Genomic DNA, 20,402 nt, shown 5'->3' with positions numbered 1-20,402 from the left:
CAAGTTATACGTTTCCCGTTACTTTTAATTTATGCTTTCAGATAATTATGTTTACTCTTCAGGATGAACAGAATGGATAATGTTGTTGATCGCCATGTTTTCTATATTTCTGATGGTACCGCCATCACCGCCGAGGTCCTGGGTCACGCGGTTATGTCGCAGTTTCCGGTGACGATCAGCAGCATCACGCTGCCATTCGTGGAAAACGAAAGTCGCGCCCGCGCCGTCAAAGACCAAATTGACGCCATTTATCAGCAAACCGGCGTTCGCCCGCTGGTGTTTTACTCGATTGTTTTGCCTGAAATTCGCGCCATCATCTTACAGAGCGAAGGTTTCTGCCAGGATATCGTCCAGGCGCTGGTGGCGCCGCTTCAGCAGGAGATGAAACTGGATCCGACGCCGATCGCTCATCGTACTCATGGGCTTAATCCGGGTAACCTGAACAAGTATGACGCCCGTATTGCCGCTATCGATTATACCCTGGCGCATGATGATGGCATTTCATTGCGCAACCTCGATCAGGCTCAGGTCATTTTACTTGGCGTTTCGCGCTGTGGAAAAACGCCCACCAGCCTCTATCTGGCGATGCAATTCGGTATTCGTGCGGCTAACTACCCTTTCATCGCCGATGATATGGATAATTTGACGCTGCCCACATCGTTAAAACCGCTACAACATAAACTGTTCGGCCTGACAATTGACCCTGAACGCCTGGCGGCAATTCGCGAAGAACGCCGTGAAAACAGTCGCTATGCCTCGTTGCGTCAGTGCCGCATGGAAGTGGCGGAGGTCGAAGCGCTGTATCGTAAGAATCAGATCCCCTGCCTGAACAGCACCAATTATTCCGTTGAAGAGATAGCCACCAAAATTCTCGACATTATGGGGCTTAACCGCAGGATGTACTAGCAAACTAGTTTAATGGGTTGGTTTTTGTTATCATGCCGTTCTGCCTGCGAGGTGTGACACGCCTCGCACTTGAAATCAGCAGGGATTGGTTTATCGTGATGCCCATCACTTCCCGGTAGTCCTGCCGTTGAAGCAACAAATTTCTGAGACTTGTAATGAACAGAACCGACGAACTCCGTACTGCGCGTATCGACAGCCTGGTAACACCGACCGAACTCGCGCAGCGGTATCCTGTATCGTCCTCCGTCGCCAGTCACGTTACCGACTCCCGACGCCGGATAGAAAAGATTTTAAATGGTGAAGATCCACGGCTACTGGTCGTCATTGGCCCCTGTTCGATTCACGATCTGAATGCTGCTATGGAATACGCGACGCAGCTCCAGGCACAACGCCAAAAGCATCAGGCGCGTCTGGAAATCGTCATGCGCACCTATTTTGAAAAACCGCGCACCGTTGTGGGATGGAAAGGCCTGATTTCCGATCCTGACTTGAATGGAAGTTACCGCGTCAATTATGGGCTTGAACTGGCGCGTCGCTTGCTATTGCAGGTGAACGAACTGGGAGTACCGACCGCCACAGAGTTTCTTGATATGGTCACCGGCCAGTTTATTGCCGATCTGATCAGTTGGGGAGCGATTGGCGCGCGTACCACCGAAAGCCAAATCCATCGGGAAATGGCTTCCGCACTCTCTTGTCCGGTCGGCTTTAAAAATGGTACGGATGGCAATACTCGCATTGCCGTTGACGCTATTCGCGCCTCCCGCGCCAGCCATATGTTTCTCTCGCCGGATAAAGACGGACAGATGACCATCTACCAGACGAGTGGCAACCCGTATGGGCACATCATCATGCGCGGCGGTAAAAAACCGAACTACCACGCTGAAGATATTGCCGCCGCCTGCGACACGTTGCATGAATTTGATCTGCCGGAACATCTGGTCGTCGACTTCAGCCACGGCAACTGTCAAAAACAGCATCGCCGCCAGTTGGAGGTATGTGATGATATTTGCCAGCAGATTCGTAATGGCTCCACGGCAATTGCCGGGATTATGGCCGAGAGTTTTTTACGGGAAGGCACGCAAAAAATTATCAGCGGTCAACCATTAATCTATGGTCAGTCCATTACCGATCCCTGCCTGAACTGGGAAGATACGGAAGTTCTGTTGGAAAAACTTGCCGCGGCGGTAGACAGCCGCTTTTAATAGCTCGCCCATCCTGCCGGGATGGGCGTTTCTTCGATGCTTTACCCGCCCTTTTCTCTCCGCGCGCGTATATCACTCCACAGAATTAGCACTTGCTGTTATCGCATTAATTATTGATAATAATAATCATTGTGAGTTTGATTATTAATAAATAACATGTCGCGTATGGATAACACCGAGCTGCCTCACCCTAAGGAAATAGACAATGAAACGCTTCTCCCTGCCGCTGAACGGCGCGTCAACAGTCAGGCGCTATTAGGTCCGGACGGCAAAGTCATTATCGATCACAATGGTCAGGAGTATCTGTTGCGTAAAACTCAGGCTGGTAAGCTACTGTTAACCAAATAACGCTCCGCCAGCAGACGATGCTGCTGGCATCTGGCTAACTTGAACAACTGACCTCCAGCCGTTTTCCCCACTCCGGCGGTCGGCTGGCATAGTCATCATCTCGATCGGTAAAAGGTTGACGTAAAACTTCATGCAACCGATGCAGTTCCGCCATATCTCCTTGTTCAGCCGCATCTATCGCGCGTTGCGCCAGCCAGTTGCGCAACACAACCGCAGGATTCACGCGTTGCATCTGCTGCTGGCGCAGCGCGTCATCCACCGCCTCTGTGCGCAATCGCGCCCGGTAGCGGTCGAACCAGGCATCGAACGCCGTGCGATCGATAAACGTATCCCGCAACGGCGAGGAAGCGTTCTGTTGCTCCGTATGGCTTAACATCCGAAATGTACGGGTATAATCACTCCCTTCGCGCGCCATCAGACTAAACAATTCATTCAGTAAAGCGTTATCGTCTTTTTGCTCGGTAAAGAAGCCCAGCTTCTGGCGCATTCGCTGCCCATAGTGCGTTAACAACGCGTCCTGGTAACGATCCAGCGCTCTGTTTAACGCGTCGATCTCAATAAAAGGGGTTAGCGTCTGCGCCAGACGTTGTAAATTCCACAGCGCCACCGACGGTTGATTATCGAAGCGGTAACGTCCCTGATGATCGGAATGGTTACCAATGAAGCCGGGATCGTAGTCATCGAGAAAACCAAAGGGGCCATAGTCGATGGTCAGCCCCAGAATCGACATGTTATCCGTATTCATAACGCCGTGCGAAAAACCGACGGTTTGCCACTCGGCGATAAGTCTTCCGGTACGCGCCGCCACCTCTTCAAACCACAAAGCATATTTTTCCGGGACATCCTGCCATTGCGGCCAGTAATGACGAATAGCGAAATCAGCCAGTTGCTGAACTTTTTCCGGCTCACGGCGGTAATAGAAATGTTCGAAATGACCAAAACGCATATGACTTTGTGCCAGACGCATTAACATGGCGCCCGTTTCCTGCGTCTCTCGCTGAACCGGCGTATCGCTGGCTACGATAGATAACGCGCGCGTAGTGGGAATACCCAGATAATGCATGGCTTCGCTGGCAAGACTTTCTCGTATGGTTGAACGCAGGACGGCGCGTCCATCCCCCATTCGCGAATAGGGTGTTAATCCGGCGCCTTTCAGATGCCAGTCGAGGGTCGAGCCATCCGCCAGGAGCTGTTCGCCCAGCAAAATACCGCGTCCGTCGCCGAGTTGTCCCGCCCAGACGCCGAACTGATGCCCGCTATATACCTGCGCGACAGGCGACATACCGGGTAATAAGGTTTCGCCGCCCCAAACGCCAGCGCCATTGGTAACGTCAAATAACGACGCGGGAATGGCTAACTGCTGCGCCAGTTTGTCGTTATACCAAATCAGTCGCGCATTTTTTAACGGTGTGGGTAAAAGCGCGGTATACGTTGCTGGCAGTTCATCGCGCCAACGGGCTGTAAAAGACAGGGTCATAGGGCCTCCTGTCTTCAGTGTAGACGGTTAATCACCGGTTAAACACCGGCAAACAGAAAGGTTATCGCTGAGCGAGTTTAATGAGCTGGTTTACCGGCACCGGAGGCCATAGTCCGCCCTGGAATGCGCTAAACCCCAATGGCGCTGCGCGCGCAAACATCGCCTCAGTATCAATACCGGCAATCATCAGCGACTCGCAGCTGGAGGAGATCTGGGCAACGATAGCGTGCATGAATGGTTCGAATGAGATCATTTCAGCACGCTGCTGAATAAAGTTTTTATCCAACATGACTCGTTTGAAAAGTCCATCGAAAATAGCTTTAGTCGACGCCTCGCCTGCCCCAAAATTTGCCAGCATTAATGGGAAATGCATTGCCAGATTAGCTAACGTTTCATTGTTTTTGCCCTGGTTTAACCCAGGATAATTCTCATTTATAGCTAATTCAAGAAACGGAAAGCGCGCTGCCCGGGAAAAAAGTTCGCTATCTAATAATAATAAGTCACTAATTGCAGGCGGTAAATTAAGCCATGCAATAAGTTTATGCTGAATAAAAAAGTGCTGACAGGTTTCTAACAACGCCAGTTTTTCAACAAACAGACAGTATTGTTCCTCCACCGAAAGGCGAGGCGCTACCAACTCAGTCGGCATCCGCACGGCGCCGTCTTCAGAGGCAAACGTTGCAATAATCTCCAAACCAACAAGCCGAGCGTTTTCATCCATGACGGGAAGGAAAAAGAGTTCGGAATGGTAAAGCTCATCAAGTGAAGCAATCATTACGCCAGTCCCATGGTTAGGGCGCTATTCGCCATCCAGTCACTACGGACGGAAACAGACGTAACTTCAGATACTAATTGAAGCGTCATCATTTTTCTTGTTTACCGGTAAACCGGTTCCTTTTTTTAACTTACTCTGATTATAAACCAATATCCAATGTTGTACTTTTAACAGGGCGTGAGCACGCCCGTTTTTAATAAAAGTACGTTTGTAAATGCTACGGTTATATCATTATATATGATGACAACAGATGTCATAAGTTCAACCGACGGTATGTTAAAAATAGACTATAAAATTTATATCGTCTGCGAGGTTAAATTCGCCGTGCCTGCCAGAAGTTTTTTCGCCAGTACACATTATCCAGCGATGAACGCATCACGCCACGACTGGTAGAGGCATGAATAAACTCATTATTTGTATCGTAAATACCAACATGTAAACCACTTTCGCCCGAACCGGTTTTAAAGAAAACCAAATCTCCAGGCAGCAATTCATCTTTATCGATTCTGGTGCCGATTTTTGATTGTTCACGCGTATCACGAGGCAACTGCAAATCAAACTTGTCGCGCATAGTGACTACCACAAAGCCGGAACAGTCCACGCCTCTGCGACTCATGCCGCCGTAACGGTATGGCGTACCGCGCCAGGACTGCAACTGATCGTTCAAACCCGCAATGACGGTAATGGAGTCTGATAATCTGGCATTTGGCGCCGGTGCCCGATGAGTACTGCATCCTGCCAGGAACAATGCTGTGATAACAAGAAGCCAAAAACGCATGCCGCAACAATCCTCTGTTTTTATTTTGGTATTAATTTAGCGTCGAAATTACCTGCTTTTCAAGAAACGATTTTACTTAAGTGGCCGAAATGAGCATTGGATGCCCCTCGACGTCGAGTCGTCGAAAGCGCAGACCGTAGGCTTGCGCCAGATAAGAGGGGGTGAGCACCTCTTCCCGGCGGCCACAGGCGATGAGTTTACCGCGCTTTAGTAACCAGGCTTTATGCGCATGGCGCAGCGTGTGGTTCAGATCGTGGCTACTCATCACAATCGCAATTCCTGCCTGACACAAATGATGTAATACCCGATCCAAAGCGTTTTGTTGCGCAACATCGAGACTGTTCATCGGCTCATCAAGCAGCAATAATTGACCGACCGGATTAGCGTCGGGATGAATTTGTAGTACAACGGCAGCAAGGCGAACACGTTGCCACTCGCCACCGGAAAGCTGATTCACGCTTCGCCCCAGTTTGTCGCCCAATCCAAGCATATCGGCCACCTCGCTAAGCTGCCCGGTTCGCGTTTTATCAGGTTGATGCAATGTCAGGTAATGCCAGACCGGCATGGCGAACGGCGGATTTTGCTGTTGCGCAAGATAAGCGCGGTGTTGGGCAAGCTTTGCCGTCGCCCATGCCTCCAGCGGCGCTCCGCCAAACCTGATGCTCCCCTCGCCGGAGGTTAACCCCGCCATACGCGCTAGCAACGTGCTTTTTCCGGCGCCGTTCGGCCCGACAAGGTGAAGGATCTCTCCTGCGCTTACTTCGCCGGAAAGCGGCCCCAGGCGGGTGCTCTCGGCGACGTCCTTTAATTGCATCAATTGAGACATTATTTTGCCAACGCGATTTTTATGCTTTCCATCACAATAGGATCTTCAGGCGTCATATCCGGCGAAAAACGCTGTACCACCTGACCATCCCGGCCTACCAAAAATTTTTCAAAATTCCACAGAATATCATCCGGATAGAGTGGCGTACGCCCTTTGCTTACCATCCGTTCGTAAAAGCCGCTCTTCTCCGGCGCGACTGCCGTTGGCGCAGCGGCTATCAGTTTTTGATACAGCGGATGGCGCGCGTCGCCATTCACATCAATTTTACTGAACATCGGGAACGTGACGCCCCAGGTGCTGGCACAATAGGTTTTAATCTGCTCTTCGCTGCCTGGCTCCTGCCCCATAAACTGGTTGCAGGGAAAACCCAACACGACAACCCCCTGATCTGCCCACGCCTTCTGGATATTTTCCAGCTGTTCATATTGCGGCGTCAGACCACATCTGGAGGCGACGTTTACAATGAGCAGCACTTTTCCGGCGTATTTTTCAAGTGTAGTGACCTCTCCATCAATCGTCGTAACGTGAGTATTAAGAAGCGAGTTTTGCATGGTGTCTCCCTGATGTCGGTAGAATAGCGGGTTTCATCGTTAGCCTTTAATCATAGACTGCGAATGATGAAAGCAGTTGTTTACCGATGCGCTAACGCGCGGATTTGAGCAGCAGCCAGATAAACACTGGCGCCCCCAATGTGGCGGTGACCACCCCGATAGGCAGTTCAGCCGACGCCAGCGCCAGTCGGGCGACCACATCAGCCAATAGCAGGGCGATAGCCCCGGCCAGCGCGCAGCCGGGAAGTAAAACCCGGTGATCGGTTAAACCACATAAGCGCAGGATGTGCGGAATAACCAGACCGATAAAACCAATCGCCCCCGCCATCGCCACGCTGACGCCCACCATCCAGCCGGTGGCGACGACCAACAAATTGCGCCAGAACCACAGCGGCAGGCCAAGCTGCCGCGCCGAGGTTTCCCCTAGCGCCAGCATATTCAGCGGTTGCGACTGGCAACATATCCAGATCAGTACCGGGATGAGCGCAATCATTAGCCAGCTCTGCTGCCAGTCAACGCCGCCGAATCCTCCCATCATCCAGTACATTAATTGCCGCAGATCGAAAGAGGTGGAAAAATAGATAGCCCACGTCATCAGCGCGCTACAGATAATGCCCAGCGCGACGCCCGCCAACAACAAGCGGCTGGTAGAGAGATGGCGACGCGCAAAACGCAGCAGGATTAACGTAATAATGAGCGCGCCGGCTATAGCGCACAGCCCCAGCGCCCATCCTGGCAGTTGCCCCTGCCCCAGTAAGACGGCGGCAATAAGCCCAACACCGGCCCCATTCGAAACGCCGAGCAGGCCCGGTTCAGCAAGTGGGTTTTCAAACAGCGCCTGCATCACAGCGCCCGATAGCGCCAGCGCAGCGCCAACCAGCAATACCGCAAGCGTGCGGGGAAGGCGAATTTGCCAGACAAACAGTTCTCCCCGGGCGCTTAACCAGTCACCGGGGGCAATCCACTGTTCGCCTGCGCATAAGCTCAGAAATGTAGCCAGTAGCACCAGCAGTGACAGGCTCAGAAGCCAGCGAACGTTTCGTCGCTGTTGTTGGCGGGCAAAAGTCAGCATGTTATCCATTCAGCTGAAAAGAGGTAGCGTGATTTTACGGTGGGTATCCTTTACTTGAAAGAAAAAAGGCCGCAATGCGGCCTTTTTAGTTATACGAGTCATCTTTCAGGCTAACAGATACGCTGTCATCCCGCTGATCTACTTTCGGGATGGCAGCGTATCTGCCGCAATACACCCTGATGGATGTTATGCCTGGATCTGATTACTCTTCTTTGGGCGAAGCGTTCTCGACCCGGCTCTTTAACTTCTGCCCGGGTCTGAAGGTCACCACGCGCCGTGCTGTAATAGGAATATCTTCACCCGTTTTCGGGTTACGCCCCGGACGTTGATTTTTATCACGCAGATCGAAGTTACCAAAACCAGAGAGTTTCACCTGCTCACCGTTTTCCAGAGCACGACGGATCTCTTCGAAAAACAGTTCAACCAGTTCTTTGGCATCCCGCTTGCTAAGCCCAAGCTTATCAAACAGATATTCTGACATTTCAGCTTTTGTAAGCGCCATAGGTTCAATCCCTCAATGATGCCTGGAATCGCTCTTTTAATGCCTCTACACATTTGGCGACGGTAGCGGCAATCTCCTCTTCTTCGAGTGTACGGTTGGTATCCTGAAGGATCAGGCTGATAGCGAGGCTCTTATAACCCTCCGCAACACCCTTACCGCGGTACACGTCAAATAAGTTTACGCCAACTACCTGATTTACGCCAACTTTCTTACATTCGGATAAAATATCCGCTGCGGGAACGTTTTCTGCAACAACAACTGCAATATCGCGACGGTTGGCCGGGAAGCGTGAAATCTCCCGCGCCTGCGGCACGATACGGTCTGCGAGCTTATTCCATTCCAGTTCAAACACCAGCGTACGACCATTCAGATCCAGTTTACGTTCCAGTTCAGGGTGAACAACCCCAATAAAACCAATACGTTCATCTTTCAGATAAATCGCCGCAGACTGTCCCGGATGCAGAGCCGGATTCATCTCCGCCTTAAACTGGATATCACCCAGTTTGCCGGTTAAATCCAATACCGCTTCCAGATCGCCTTTCAAATCATAGAAATCAACGGTCTCTTTTGCCAGGTTCCAATGCTCATCATAGCGGTTGCCGCAAATCACGCCAGCCAGCATCAGATCCTGTCGAATACCCAGATTGGCTTGTGTATCCGGAACGAAACGTAAACCGGTTTCAAAAATACGCACGCGATTCTGCTGGCGGTTTTGGTTATAGACCACCGTCGTCAGCAATCCGCTCCACAGAGACAGACGCATCGCCGACATCTCAACGGAGATAGGGTTTGGCAGCAGCAGCGCTTCTGCGCCTGGATGGATAAGCTGTTGTACTTTAGGATCGACAAAGCTATAGGTAATCACTTCCTGATAGCCTTTGTCGTTCAGCATGGTTTTAACCCGCTTCAACGACAGATCGGCTTCACGGTGCGTCCCCATGATTAAACCGGCCTGGATTGGCTCGTCCGGAATATTGTTATAACCGTAAACGCGGGCCACCTCTTCCACCAGATCTTCTTCAATCTCCATATCGAAACGCCAGGTCGGCGCCACGGCTTTCCACTCGTCCTGCCCTTCGGTCACTTCACAGCCCAGACGACGCAGAATATCACTGACCTGCTCATCCGCAATATGATGCCCGATCAGGCGATCCAGTTTACTGCGACGCAGCGTAATGGTGGCGGGTTTCGGCAACGTTGCTTCGTTGCTCACATCAATTATCGGACCCGCATCACCGCCACAGATATCAAGAAGCAGACGAGTAGCGCGCTCTATCGCTTTATATTGCAGCGCCGGGTCCACCCCGCGCTCGTAGCGGTGAGACGCATCGGTATGCAGACCGTGGCGGCGAGCGCGACCGGTGATAGACAGCGGATTAAAGTACGCACACTCCAGCAGCACATTTTGCGTTTCGCCGTTCACGCCGGAATGTTCGCCGCCAAAAATACCGGCTATCCCCAGCGCCTTATGGTGATCGGCGATCACCAGCGTGTCCGCATTTAACGTCGCTTCGCTACCGTCCAGCAGGACGACGGTTTCACCCTCTTTTGCCATCCGCACGACAATACCGCCATCAATGCGATCTTTATCGAAAGCATGCATTGGCTGACCCAGTTCGAGCAGCACATAGTTCGTGACATCAACCACCGCATCGATGGAGCGAATACCGCAGCGACGCAGTTTCTCTTTCATCCACAGCGGCGTCGGCGCGTTAACATTGATGCCTTTTACCACCCGGCCAAGATAGCGTGGACACGCATCAGCGGCCTCTACCGTAATCGGCAGCGTATCGCTGATGGTTGCCGCAACCGGCGCCATTTCAGGCTCCTGGAGCGGCGCTTTGTTCAGTACCGCCACATCACGCGCAACGCCGATGATACCTAAGCAATCCGCACGGTTCGGCGTGACGCTAATTTCGATGGTATTGTCGTCGAGCTTCAGGTATTCACGGATATCAGTACCCAGCGGCGCATCCGCCGGCAGTTCGATAATGCCGCTGTGATCGTCGGAAATCCCCAGTTCGGAGAAGGAGCACAGCATCCCTTCAGACGGTTCACCGCGCAGTTTTGCCGCTTTAATTTTGAAATCGCCCGGCAGGATAGCGCCAATGGTGGCCACCGCTACTTTCAGCCCCTGACGACAGTTTGGCGCGCCGCAGACGATATCCAACAGGCGTTCTCCGCCAACGTTGACTTTCGTTACACGCAATTTGTCAGCGTTCGGATGCTGGGCGCACTCAACCACTTCCCCAACCACAACGCCATTGAAGCTTCCCGCGACCGGCTCAACGCCGTCTACTTCCAGGCCAGCCATCGTAATCTGGTTAGCCAACGCATCGCTATCAATTGCCGGGTTAACCCACTCGCGTAACCACAGTTCGCTGAATTTCATTGTTTTATCCTGCCTTTATTTAAACTGTTTGAGGAAACGCAGATCGTTTTCGAAGAATGAACGCAGGTCGGTGACGCCGTAACGCAACATGGTCAGACGTTCCATCCCCATACCAAAAGCGAAGCCAGAATAGATTTCCGGATCGATACCGACATTACGCAGCACATTCGGATGCACCATCCCGCAGCCCAGCACTTCCAGCCATTTGCCGTTTTTACCCATCACATCCACTTCTGCAGAAGGTTCGGTAAACGGAAAATAAGAAGGACGGAAGCGAATCTGCAGATCCTCCTCAAAGAAATTGCGCAGGAAGTCGTGCAGCGTACCTTTGAGGTTGGTGAAGCTGATGTTGGTATCAACAATCAGACCTTCCATCTGATGGAACATCGGAGTATGCGTCTGGTCGTAGTCATTACGGTATACACGGCCCGGCGCAATAATGCGGATCGGCGGTTGCTGCGCTTTCATCGTCCGGATCTGGACGCCAGACGTCTGGGTCCGCAGCAGACGGGTCGCGTCAAACCAGAAGGTATCATGATCGGCGCGGGCCGGATGATGACCCGGAATGTTTAACGCGTCGAAGTTATGGTAGTCATCTTCGATTTCCGGGCCAGTCGCCACGGTAAAACCAAGCTCGCCGAAGAAACTTTCAATACGGTCAATGGTACGCGTGACCGGATGCAGACCGCCGTTCTCAATACGGCGCCCCGGCAGGGAGATATCGATGGTTTCAGCGGCCAGACGGGCGTTAAGCGCTGCGCTTTCCAGCTCGGCTTTACGCGCGTTAAGAGCCTGTTGTACCTGCTCTTTCGCGGCGTTAATGACTGCCCCGGCTGCCGGACGCTCTTCCGGCGGCAGATCGCGTAGGGTCGTCATCTGAAGGGTTAAATGCCCTTTCTTGCCCAAATATTCGACGCGTACATTGTCTAACGCGGCAACATCTGACGCCTGGTTAATAGCGGCCGCTGCATTGGCAACCAGCTCTGCGAGATGTGACATGGTTTTCCTCATTGTGTCGGTGAAGACACCGGTTCATTGGACGTAATCTCTCGATTTCAGATACAAAAAAAGCCTCCATCAGGAGGCTTTTTTGCGCTGTTTTTCGTTTCGTTTTTCACGCGCTAGCCTCCTGGGATCAGGTGCTAAAGTAAAAAAAGAAACGGAAAATAGCAGCGTTCATGCTTGCGTTACCTTATGTGGTAAAACCGAATATCCTTTATTGAAAAGGGTTACAGGTCAATTGTCAACTCACTGAACAGTAAATAAAAGAGAGGGAGCCAGGCTCCCTCTTTTCACTGGCTTATGCCAGAGCTGCTTTCGCTTTTTCAACCAGCGCGGTGAACGCGACTTTGTCGAATACGGCGATATCAGCCAGGATCTTACGGTCGATTTCAACAGAGGCTTTTTTCAGGCCGTTGATGAATTTGCTGTAAGAAATACCGTTCTGACGTGCTGCTGCGTTGATACGCGCAATCCACAGTTGACGGAACTGACGCTTACGTTGACGACGGTCACGGTAAGCATACTGACCAGCTTTGATAACTGCCTGGAAGGCAACGCGGTATACGCGAGAACGCGCACCGTAGTAGCCTTTGGCTTGTTTCAAAATTTTCTTGTGACGTGCGCGTGCAATTACACCACGTTTTACGCGAGCCATATGTGCTCTCCTGTATCTATTCTAATTAAAAAGTTAAAAACGTTAACGGCTTATGCGTACGGCAGGCACGCGATAACCAGGCCCAGATCGCCTTTAGAAACCATGGCTTTCGGACGCAGGTGACGTTTACGTTTAGTCGCTTTTTTGGTCAGAATGTGACGCAGGTTAGCGTGCTTGTGCTTAAAACCACCTTTACCGGTTTTTTTGAAGCGCTTAGCAGCACCGCGTACGGTCTTAATTTTTGGCATTTTAATAACTTCCACTTCGCATTGTTAATAAACGAAACATAGGCGAACAAAACCTGTGAAGCCCGAAGGCTTCACAGAATTGTTACTTGAAGGCCTTACTGTTTCTTCTTAGGAGCAAGCACCATAATCATCTGACGGCCTTCGATCTTCGTTGGGAAGGATTCGACCACTGCCAGTTCTTGCAAATCGTCTTTCACGCGATTAAGCACTTCCATACCGATTTGCTGGTGGGCCATTTCACGACCGCGGAAACGCAGCGTGATTTTGGCCTTATCGCCCTCTTCGAGAAAGCGAATCAGGCTGCGGAGTTTTACCTGATAGTCGCCTTCATCTGTCCCAGGACGGAATTTAATTTCCTTCACCTGGATAACTTTTTGCTTTTTCTTCTGTTCCTTAGAAGACTTACTCTTTTCATAGAGGAATTTGCCGTAATCCATTATACGACAAACCGGCGGCTCGGCGTTAGGGCTGATTTCGACTAAGTCTACTCCGGCTTCTTCAGCTTTTTCCAGAGCTTCTCTCAGACTCACAATACCAAGCTGCTCGCCTTCCAGACCTGTTAAGCGAACTTCTTGCGCGCGAATTTCGCTATTAATACGATTCGGACGCGCCGTTTGAACTCGTTTTCCGCCTTTAATACTTTATTCCTCCAGTTGTTGAAGACTGCGGCTGCGAATCTCTTGTTGCAGCTTCTCAATCACGTCATTTACGTCCAGACTGCCCAAGTCTTTACCGCGGCGGGTGCGAACGGCAACTTTGCCTGCTTCCACCTCTTTATCACCACAGACCAACATATAAGGGACACGACGTAAAGTGTGCTCGCGGATTTTAAAGCCAATCTTCTCATTTCTCAAGTCTGCTTTTACACGAATGCCCGCATTTTGTAGTTTCTGCGTCAATTCGTTAACGTATTCAGACTGCGAATCGGTAATATTCATCACGACTACCTGAACAGGCGCGAGCCATGTCGGGAAGAAACCAGCGAACTCTTCGGTCAGGATACCGATGAAGCGTTCCATCGACCCAAGAATCGCACGGTGAATCATTACCGGCACCTTACGCTCGTTGTCTTCACCTACATAGGAGGCGCTCAGACGAGACGGTAAGGAGAAGTCCAGCTGTACTGTACCGCACTGCCATGCACGATCGAGGCAGTCATATAAGGTAAATTCAATTTTCGGACCGTAGAATGCGCCTTCACCCAGTTGATACTCAAACGGGATATTATTTTCTTCCAGCGCAACCGCCAGATCCGCCTCAGCACGATCCCACATCTCATCGCTGCCGATACGCTTATCAGGACGAGTGGAAAGCTTGACGACGATCTTCTCGAAGCCAAAGGTGCTGTACATATCGTAGACCATACGAATACAAGCGTTAACTTCATCGCGGATCTGCTCTTCGGTGCAGAAGATATGCGCATCATCCTGCGTAAAGCCGCGTACGCGCATCAGACCATGCAGCGCGCCTGATGGCTCGTTACGGTGGCAGCTACCGAATTCCGCCATACGCAGCGGCAAATCACGATAGGATTTCAGACCCTGGTTAAAGATCTGAACGTGGCCCGGGCAGTTCATCGGCTTGATGCAATATTCGCGGTTTTCTGAGGATGTGGTGAACATCGCATCTTTATAGTTGTCCCAGTGCCCGGTTTTTTCCCACAGCACACGGTCCATCATGAACGGGCCTTTAACTTCTTGATACTGGTACTCTTTGAGTTTAGAACGAACAAAGACTTCCAGCTCGCGGAAGATAGTCCAGCCGTCGTTATGCCAGAACACCATGCCCGGCGCTTCTTCCTGCATATGATACAGGTCGAGCTGCTTACCAATTTTACGATGGTCGCGTTTTGCGGCCTCTTCCAGGCGCTGCAGATAAGCGTTCAGGGCTTTTTTATCTGCCCATGCCGTACCGTAAATACGCTGCAACATCTTATTATTGCTGTCACCGCGCCAGTATGCGCCGGCAGTTTTCATCAGTTTAAAGTGATGGCAGAAACGCATATTCGGCACGTGCGGACCACGACACATGTCGACATATTCTTCATGATGGTACAAGCCAGGCTTGTCATCATGAGCAATGTTTTCATCAAGAATGGAAACTTTGTAGCTTTCACCACGCTTCACGAAGGTTTCACGCGCTTCGTGCCAGCTGACTTTCTTCTTGATAACGTCGTAATTTTTCTCGGCGAGCTCATGCATCCGCTTTTCGAGCGCTTCGACATCTTCCTGAGTTAGCGTGCGGTCAAGATCAACGTCATAGTAAAAACCGTTGTCGACAACCGGGCCGATCGCCATTTTCGTGTGCGGCCAAAGTTGCTTGATTGCGTGACCTAACAGATGCGCGCAAGAGTGACGAATGATCTCCAGACCCTCTTCATCTTTTGCGGTGATGATGGAAAGCGTCGCATCATTTTCAATCAGATCGGAAGCATCAACCAGCTCGCCATTCACACGGCCCGCAATGGTGGCTTTCGCCAGGCCAGGACCAATGTCCAGAGCAACATCCATCGGGCTTACAGGGTGGTCATAATGGCGTTGGCTGCCATCAGGAAGAGTAATAACAGGCATGTTATATCCTTATTTGCAGTGGTGACCCATACGCAAGATCACATACAAAGAGAAAATGAATTTATTGACAGTGAGTTGTGTATCCATCTAGCCAACCATTGCTAAATTGGCGCACAACCTTCGACACAGACGAAAATCGCTATTTTCGTCCGGCATGACGATGGTAACACTAAAAAAAGGGAGATTGCATCTTTCTGTTCTACAGAACCTGAATCCCAACACACTACCCAGCACGCGTATCGTTAATGATGTACATGGTCACTCTGAGTCTCGACTTACTGCCACCGTATGAGTCATTCACATCAGATAGCTTTCGACGACCGCTATCTATATTCTCCAGATGGGGACCTGGCAGCATGCGATAACGCACAATACGAAACCCACTTTCCAAAGCACATACCAGCAAAGAGCCATTACATGCTGCTATGAAGCTTCTATAACTAGCAACGTCTCCCTTATGATGCCGTACTTGTAATTCGTCTGTGTTGCTTGAAGTATGTCGCGGCACGATGTGAGATGAGTTACTCGTCGAGTGATAGCCCTTTCTCTGTATAGTCTTTTACAGGACTCGGGAACCTCATGATGAACCTTCGAATACCACTGTATATAAACGCAGTAACAATCATGCGTAATTATCAAAAGCATTTACATTGCTTGATGTTTGTGCTGCAAACGCTTGATAGCTTCATGCTATCGGAGGCGCAGTAGATAGGAGTGTTAATGAGTGTTAATATGTCAATAACACGGTTTTGATATCGGGAAGATAGTGATGAGTAATGATTATAGACTACCAGATTCAGAATATCTTGCCAGAAGATTTTCCGTACCACACCTTGTTTGCCTGATGGCAATATTATTAATATTTTTAATACTAAGCATTTTTTCTAAAGGCTCTATATGCTTATAATTTCATACATTGTATTATGCTTATTATTTATAGTTTATCTCTATACTCTTTCCGTAAGAATTGAGGGAAAAATAATAAATGTAATGGTCCCATACCTGATAATAACAGTGCCTACACTGTACGTGTTTGAAGGTATATTTGTATACCTCTCAGAGGTGCGGAAGTATACAGTGGAATATTTGTTTTTCTATACTTGCTATATAACATACATAGCATCATTTGTTATTTCTTATCTTTACACACAAAGAAAACCCATATACAACAAATCAAACACAAAAAATAAACCAAGGTATGTGTTTACTTCATTGTTATTCACCTTCCTTGCTTTTATCATTTACCTTCCAGTGTTGATGGAGTTCAGAGAGTACATACTTAGCCCAAGAAGAATATACGAATTAACCAGAACAGGGTATGGTATATACTTCTATCCTTCATTAATGTTTTCTCTTGTCGCTTCTATTTGCGCGTTCTTTACATACAAAAAATCAAAGTTATTTTGTATTTCCATAGTTTTATTTAACTGTATACTTATTTTCTTGCATGGTAACAAAGGACCAATATTTAGTATATTTATAGCATTCATCCTTTATCTTTCATATATTGAAAATAAAAAAATTAAATTTATGTTCCTGGTGAAATCGTTTGCTGTTATAGCAGTCATTGTAACGGCATTCTTTGCATATACGTTTACTGATGGGAATCCGATAGAGAATATGGCGAATTACTCGGATTATACCCGTAATGCTGTTCTTGTTGCTTCCTCAAACTTTGACTTTATGTATGGAAAATTACTAATGGAGAGCGAGGTTTACTCGAGGATTCCGAGGGCTATTTGGCCTGATAAGCCTGAAGATTTTGGCGCATTGTATCTGGCAAAAGTATTTTTCCCTGATGCATTCTACAGAAATCAGGGCGCTCCTGCTTTCGGGTATGGTGAACTATACGCAGATTTCGGGCTTTTTACACCAGTTTGGTTAGTTATATCTGGAGTATTTAAAGGCGTCCTGGCTAAGTATTTCTCCAATAAAACTCAGGAAACAAAGTCAGCGCATTATTTCATAATGTTCCTATTTTGCATTGGAATAAGTGTGATTCCTGTTAGCATGGGATGGTTGTTCCCTGAGCATTTGATGATTGCCTTTATGGTATACATTGCATCTTCCTTTGTTTTTTCAGCGCATATAAGATTCGTTTTACTAAGAAGCGATAAATAATTTATACGGCGGCAATGCCGCCGTTTTATTTAGTTTTGGAGCGTAAATCTTGTTGGGTTTGCTGAACAGCATTACCAACGTAAATTACTTTTGATGCATTCATGATAGCGCTTGAGTTTCCTAATAATGATTTATGAATAGCCCCTCAATTATGTATTTCTCGCCGCCGGTTATTATTAGTCCTGCCGCTACTCCGCCCTAATCCACATCTACTCATATGCGGATCATCCCGAGATTATCACCGTAATATAATCTACCATTGATACCAATAAACGCTGTGTTATGAATGACAGTTCCCTGCTTAAGTTAGATTAGGTACACACATCTTACGGCACGAAAGGGATCAATGTGAAACGGTATGAAACATATATATGCGTTATTACTAGTAATAACGCGGAACTGGTGAAACAGGTTTAAACGAACGTGAATGGATGTGAATGAAGGATAGTACTTATACGCAAGATCACATACAAAGAGAAAATGAATTTATTGACAGTGAGTTGTGTATCCATCTAGCCAACCATTGCTAAATTGGCGCACAACCTTCGACACAGACGAAAATCGCTATTTTCGTCCGGCATGACGATGGTAACACTAAAAAAAGGGAGATTGCATCACTCTGTAGCAAATCAAGGCCCTTGACAGGGTTTCTCCATTATCTTTCTACGCGCCGTATAGCGCTTCTCATCGACAACCTAACCTCTGCGCCAGACTCCCCTTTGTCGTTTTCACCTCGCTGGCTACCGCTTCAGGCAAGGCAGACCACAGCGTCAGCACTGGCTTCGTTTTATGTTCGATAGCCTCCACGGTAACCTGATAGTCGCAAAAATTCGCCGAACGGGGCGTATTCTGATCCATAATAAACGCAGCGTAATTTCCTTCACTTTTTGACGGCGTCGTTCCGGTGAATAAAACCTTCCAGTACCCGCTGGGAATTTCTACCGTCGCATCTTCTGGCAATGTGGCGATATGCCGCTCAAAAAGGGGGCCGGTCACTACGTGCACTACAGATACATCAGCCTGTTTGGCAAGTTCGCGCACCCGGTTTTCCAGTGCAGCCCATGCTCCCTGATTCAGGGCGGATTTCTGCGGCGTAATATTCGATAAATAATTTAACGACGGCCAGTCCGATACGCCGCCCAATCCTGCCAACGGCGCCTGGTGTCCCCTGTCGACTTTTAATAGCGTATGGGCATTTTTATAGGCGGAAGGGGCCAACGTATCCGAGGGCGGTAAATCGGGGTCCTGCGCCCAGTTCCGCGGGCGACCGCTTGCCTGGCTGGTTTTTGTCACGCTATAGGCAACCCAGTTGGCAAATTTCGTGGCGCTATTATTATTGAGCGTATAGACATGGCGATAGATTGTTTGTTGGCTTCCTCCTTGAGGACAGCCAACGCTACAGTTATCAGGTTGCTGAACGAGTACGTTACGATGGGGTAACTCGGGTGCCGATGTTGTATCCTGGGGAGGATACGATGTAGTACATGCGCTTAATAATACTACGGGCAGTAATTTTAGCAGATTAATGGTTTTATTCATTTTTTCTTCCTTAATAATAACCGCCCTAATAATTCAGGTAGCAATAATTTGGTTATATTACCCTGCCAGCCGTTAGATGCGCTCATCATTAAAGACAACACTATCACGGTAAAAATTAATAACAGATAAACATCGAAGCCATCATAGAAAATGAGCTCAAAAGAATACAACGTGATATTCATATTGATACCAAAAAACATCGTATTATATGCATAATCGTGAAGCCAATAATTTCTCGCACTCAGATAGCGAATGAAAAATGGATATTCAATAATATCTGACGCATGTTTTTCAACACCATTTTTCAACATTAAGGCAACGTATCCTCTCAATGACTCGCTGCTGGCAGGAGTTTAGTTATATTTAAAGGTTTAATAAGCACTGCGCATCATGCTGCTGTGCTTATTACTTTGTAAAAATAAGAGTATTCACTTTCATATTCAGGGGTAAAAAGTGAACAAATACAGCTATTGCGCAACGATGATTGCCGCCATACTCAGTACGACCACAATGGCCAATGCCAGTAGCCTTGCTATTTCAGTGGCGAATGATGATGCAGGTATATTTCAACCATCCTTAAATGCCCTTTACGGGCACAAGGCTGCAGACCGGGGTGATTATACTGCCGGGCTCTTTTTAGGCTACAGCCACGATCTCACTGACGCCAGTCAACTCTCTTTTCATATCGCGCAAGATATTTATTCTCCATCAGGCGCCAATAAGAGAAAGCCTGAAGCCGTCAAAGGCGACCGCGCGTTCAGCGCCTTTCTTCATACCGGACTGGAGTGGAATTCATTAGCCACCAATTGGTTACGTTATCGTTTAGGTACCGATATCGGCGTTATTGGTCCTGACGCAGGCGGTCAGGAGGTTCAGAATCGGGCGCATCGAATAATAGGCGCAGAAAAATACCCTGCCTGGCAGGATCAAATTGAAAACCGTTATGGTTACACGGCAAAAGGAATGGTCTCCCTTACGCCAGCTATTGATATTCTGGGTGTCAATGTGGGCTTCTATCCAGAAGTCTCTGCTGTCGGCGGCAATCTCTTCCAGTATTTGGGGTACGGCGCAACCGTTGCGCTGGGAAATGATAAGACCTTCAACTCTGATAATGGGTTTGGGTTACTGTCCCGCCGAGGGTTAATACACACTCAAAAAGAGGGATTGATCTATAAAGTATTTGCTGGCGTTGAGCGCAGGGAAGTTGATAAAAACTACACGTTACAGGGGAAAACGCTGCAAACAAAAATGGAAACGGTGGATATTAATAAAACCGTGGATGAATATCGCGTCGGTGCCACCATCGGCTATTCTCCCGTCGCATTTTCTCTTTCTTTAAACAAAGTCACGTCGGAATTTCGCACCGGAGACGACTATTCTTATATCAACGGCGACATCACCTTCTTCTTCTGAGGCGTCACCACGGAATAACCGGGTT

21 protein-coding genes, 1 pseudogene and 1 other annotated feature are annotated in these 20,402 nt (G+C 48.9%); of the genes and pseudogenes, 5 read left to right on the top strand and 17 right to left on the bottom strand.

All coding sequences use genetic code 11. The features are described from left to right. Positions 1-72: 72 nt before the first annotated feature. The 3 genes from ppsR (at position 73) to hemP (ending at position 2,456) form a co-directional block, all read left to right on the top strand. Entirely contained in the window at positions 73-906 is an 834-nt protein-coding gene (gene ppsR, locus ACLD3P_RS01815; RefSeq protein ID WP_000370992.1) for a posphoenolpyruvate synthetase regulatory kinase/phosphorylase PpsR, read from the top strand. A 155-nt stretch (positions 907-1,061) separates the two neighbouring features. Further along, complete coding sequence (aroH, locus tag ACLD3P_RS01810) at positions 1,062-2,108, top strand: 3-deoxy-7-phosphoheptulonate synthase AroH (RefSeq protein ID WP_001082196.1); 1,047 nt, start codon at positions 1,062-1,064, stop codon at positions 2,106-2,108. A gap of 156 nt (positions 2,109-2,264) precedes the next feature. Next, positions 2,265-2,456, top strand: a complete 192-nt coding sequence (gene hemP / locus ACLD3P_RS01805) for a hemin uptake protein HemP (protein WP_000089115.1) — start codon at positions 2,265-2,267, stop codon at positions 2,454-2,456. Positions 2,457-2,490: 34 nt separating this feature from the next. On the opposite strand, the gene selO is transcribed toward hemP, so the two are convergent. The 14 genes from selO to thrS form a co-directional block, all read right to left on the bottom strand. After that, entirely contained in the window at positions 2,491-3,933 is a 1,443-nt protein-coding gene (selO, locus tag ACLD3P_RS01800; RefSeq protein ID WP_131046369.1) for a protein adenylyltransferase SelO, read from the bottom strand. A 61-nt stretch (positions 3,934-3,994) separates the two neighbouring features. After that, positions 3,995-4,708, bottom strand: coding sequence for an anti-FlhDC factor YdiV (gene ydiV, locus ACLD3P_RS01795; RefSeq protein ID WP_131046370.1), 714 nt, complete (start codon positions 4,706-4,708; stop codon positions 3,995-3,997). Between the two features lie 313 nt (positions 4,709-5,021). Next, positions 5,022-5,486: a C40 family peptidase gene (locus ACLD3P_RS01790; protein WP_001213256.1), complete on the bottom strand. Its 465-nt coding sequence runs from the start codon at positions 5,484-5,486 to the stop codon at positions 5,022-5,024. A 76-nt stretch (positions 5,487-5,562) separates the two neighbouring features. Further along, positions 5,563-6,312, bottom strand: coding sequence for a vitamin B12 ABC transporter ATP-binding protein BtuD (btuD, locus tag ACLD3P_RS01785; RefSeq protein WP_079846151.1), 750 nt, complete (start codon positions 6,310-6,312; stop codon positions 5,563-5,565). Next, complete coding sequence (locus ACLD3P_RS01780) at positions 6,312-6,863, bottom strand: glutathione peroxidase (protein ID WP_076741529.1); 552 nt, start codon at positions 6,861-6,863, stop codon at positions 6,312-6,314. The genes btuD and ACLD3P_RS01780 overlap by 1 nt, the downstream gene beginning before the upstream one ends. A gap of 91 nt (positions 6,864-6,954) precedes the next feature. Next, positions 6,955-7,935: a vitamin B12 ABC transporter permease BtuC gene (gene btuC / locus ACLD3P_RS01775; protein ID WP_000954977.1), complete on the bottom strand. Its 981-nt coding sequence runs from the start codon at positions 7,933-7,935 to the stop codon at positions 6,955-6,957. A 202-nt stretch (positions 7,936-8,137) separates the two neighbouring features. Continuing rightward, positions 8,138-8,437 (bottom strand): integration host factor subunit alpha, encoded by a 300-nt coding sequence (ihfA, locus tag ACLD3P_RS01770; protein ID WP_001229266.1) that lies wholly within the window; start codon positions 8,435-8,437, stop codon positions 8,138-8,140. Positions 8,438-8,441: 4 nt separating this feature from the next. Next, on the bottom strand, positions 8,442-10,829 hold the full coding sequence (pheT, locus tag ACLD3P_RS01765; protein ID WP_131046372.1) for a phenylalanine--tRNA ligase subunit beta: 2,388 nt from the start codon (positions 10,827-10,829) through the stop codon (positions 8,442-8,444). A gap of 15 nt (positions 10,830-10,844) precedes the next feature. Further along, a complete protein-coding gene (gene pheS, locus ACLD3P_RS01760) occupies positions 10,845-11,828 on the bottom strand; it encodes a phenylalanine--tRNA ligase subunit alpha (RefSeq protein WP_000018570.1) in 984 nt (327 codons plus the stop codon). Between the two features lie 62 nt (positions 11,829-11,890). Then, positions 11,891-12,014, bottom strand: a sequence feature (Phe leader region). Then, positions 11,965-12,009 carry a pheST operon leader peptide PheM gene (gene pheM / locus ACLD3P_RS01755; RefSeq protein ID WP_001386830.1) on the bottom strand — a complete coding sequence of 15 codons (45 nt, stop codon included), beginning with the start codon at positions 12,007-12,009 and terminating at the stop codon, positions 11,965-11,967. (Overlaps the previous feature by 45 nt.) Positions 12,015-12,129: 115 nt before the next feature. Further along, entirely contained in the window at positions 12,130-12,486 is a 357-nt protein-coding gene (rplT, locus tag ACLD3P_RS01750; RefSeq protein ID WP_000124850.1) for a 50S ribosomal protein L20, read from the bottom strand. 50 nt (positions 12,487-12,536) lie between these two features. Beyond that, the gene (rpmI, locus tag ACLD3P_RS01745; protein WP_001124225.1) at positions 12,537-12,734 is read right to left on the bottom strand and encodes a 50S ribosomal protein L35; all 198 of its coding nucleotides are present in this window, start codon (positions 12,732-12,734) and stop codon (positions 12,537-12,539) included. Between the two features lie 95 nt (positions 12,735-12,829). Beyond that, complete coding sequence (infC, locus tag ACLD3P_RS01740) at positions 12,830-13,372, bottom strand: translation initiation factor IF-3 (protein ID WP_001574431.1); 543 nt, start codon at positions 13,370-13,372, stop codon at positions 12,830-12,832. Between the two features lie 3 nt (positions 13,373-13,375). Continuing rightward, on the bottom strand, positions 13,376-15,304 hold the full coding sequence (gene thrS / locus ACLD3P_RS01735; RefSeq protein WP_001144226.1) for a threonine--tRNA ligase: 1,929 nt from the start codon (positions 15,302-15,304) through the stop codon (positions 13,376-13,378). A gap of 897 nt (positions 15,305-16,201) precedes the next feature. On the opposite strand from thrS, the gene rfc reads away from it, so the two are divergent. Continuing rightward, the gene (gene rfc / locus ACLD3P_RS01730) at positions 16,202-17,425 is read left to right on the top strand and encodes an O-antigen polymerase Rfc (protein ID WP_023182074.1); all 1,224 of its coding nucleotides are present in this window, start codon (positions 16,202-16,204) and stop codon (positions 17,423-17,425) included. 306 nt (positions 17,426-17,731) lie between these two features. Here the strand turns inward: rfc and ACLD3P_RS01725 are convergent. The 3 genes and pseudogenes from ACLD3P_RS01725 to ACLD3P_RS01715 form a co-directional block, all read right to left on the bottom strand. Then, positions 17,732-17,937: pseudogene (locus ACLD3P_RS01725) on the bottom strand (hypothetical protein). Positions 17,938-18,109: 172 nt separating this feature from the next. Beyond that, entirely contained in the window at positions 18,110-18,964 is an 855-nt protein-coding gene (locus ACLD3P_RS01720; RefSeq protein WP_131046373.1) for a DNA/RNA non-specific endonuclease, read from the bottom strand. Then, the gene (locus tag ACLD3P_RS01715; RefSeq protein WP_023220947.1) at positions 18,961-19,275 is read right to left on the bottom strand and encodes a hypothetical protein; all 315 of its coding nucleotides are present in this window, start codon (positions 19,273-19,275) and stop codon (positions 18,961-18,963) included. Before ACLD3P_RS01715 ends, ACLD3P_RS01720 begins: the two co-directional genes overlap by 4 nt. 142 nt (positions 19,276-19,417) lie before the next feature. Here ACLD3P_RS01715 and ACLD3P_RS01710 point away from each other — a divergent pair, with 142 nt between their 5' ends. Next, complete coding sequence (locus tag ACLD3P_RS01710) at positions 19,418-20,377, top strand: lipid A deacylase LpxR family protein (RefSeq protein ID WP_001046434.1); 960 nt, start codon at positions 19,418-19,420, stop codon at positions 20,375-20,377. Positions 20,378-20,402: the final 25 nt, after the last annotated feature.

This window comes from Salmonella sp. 741265073_HBA (genome assembly GCF_046569105.1).
Taxonomy (GTDB): domain Bacteria; phylum Pseudomonadota; class Gammaproteobacteria; order Enterobacterales; family Enterobacteriaceae; genus Salmonella; species Salmonella enterica.
Note: the sequence above shows the minus strand (reverse complement) of the source record. Positions and strands in the feature narration are given on the sequence as shown.

What these genes read in the sequence shown, in the direction of transcription:
- rpmI (WP_001124225.1), bottom strand. Translation starts at nt 12,734, where the DNA reads ATGCCAAAAATTAAGACCGTACGCGGTGCTGCTAAGCGCTTCAAAAAA.
- btuC (WP_000954977.1), bottom strand. Translation starts at nt 7,935, where the DNA reads ATGCTGACTTTTGCCCGCCAACAACAGCGACGAAACGTTCGCTGGCTT.
- ACLD3P_RS01720 (WP_131046373.1), bottom strand. Translation starts at nt 18,964, where the DNA reads ATGAATAAAACCATTAATCTGCTAAAATTACTGCCCGTAGTATTATTA.
- thrS (WP_001144226.1), bottom strand. Translation starts at nt 15,304, where the DNA reads ATGCCTGTTATTACTCTTCCTGATGGCAGCCAACGCCATTATGACCAC.
- ydiV (WP_131046370.1), bottom strand. Translation starts at nt 4,708, where the DNA reads ATGATTGCTTCACTTGATGAGCTTTACCATTCCGAACTCTTTTTCCTT.
- ihfA (WP_001229266.1), bottom strand. Translation starts at nt 8,437, where the DNA reads ATGGCGCTTACAAAAGCTGAAATGTCAGAATATCTGTTTGATAAGCTT.
- rplT (WP_000124850.1), bottom strand. Translation starts at nt 12,486, where the DNA reads ATGGCTCGCGTAAAACGTGGTGTAATTGCACGCGCACGTCACAAGAAA.
- aroH (WP_001082196.1), top strand. Translation starts at nt 1,062, where the DNA reads ATGAACAGAACCGACGAACTCCGTACTGCGCGTATCGACAGCCTGGTA.
- hemP (WP_000089115.1), top strand. Translation starts at nt 2,265, where the DNA reads ATGTCGCGTATGGATAACACCGAGCTGCCTCACCCTAAGGAAATAGAC.
- pheT (WP_131046372.1), bottom strand. Translation starts at nt 10,829, where the DNA reads ATGAAATTCAGCGAACTGTGGTTACGCGAGTGGGTTAACCCGGCAATT.
- rfc (WP_023182074.1), top strand. Translation starts at nt 16,202, where the DNA reads ATGCTTATAATTTCATACATTGTATTATGCTTATTATTTATAGTTTAT.
- ppsR (WP_000370992.1), top strand. Translation starts at nt 73, where the DNA reads ATGGATAATGTTGTTGATCGCCATGTTTTCTATATTTCTGATGGTACC.
- btuD (WP_079846151.1), bottom strand. Translation starts at nt 6,312, where the DNA reads ATGTCTCAATTGATGCAATTAAAGGACGTCGCCGAGAGCACCCGCCTG.
- selO (WP_131046369.1), bottom strand. Translation starts at nt 3,933, where the DNA reads ATGACCCTGTCTTTTACAGCCCGTTGGCGCGATGAACTGCCAGCAACG.
- ACLD3P_RS01715 (WP_023220947.1), bottom strand. Translation starts at nt 19,275, where the DNA reads ATGTTGAAAAATGGTGTTGAAAAACATGCGTCAGATATTATTGAATAT.
- pheS (WP_000018570.1), bottom strand. Translation starts at nt 11,828, where the DNA reads ATGTCACATCTCGCAGAGCTGGTTGCCAATGCAGCGGCCGCTATTAAC.
- ACLD3P_RS01780 (WP_076741529.1), bottom strand. Translation starts at nt 6,863, where the DNA reads ATGCAAAACTCGCTTCTTAATACTCACGTTACGACGATTGATGGAGAG.
- ACLD3P_RS01790 (WP_001213256.1), bottom strand. Translation starts at nt 5,486, where the DNA reads ATGCGTTTTTGGCTTCTTGTTATCACAGCATTGTTCCTGGCAGGATGC.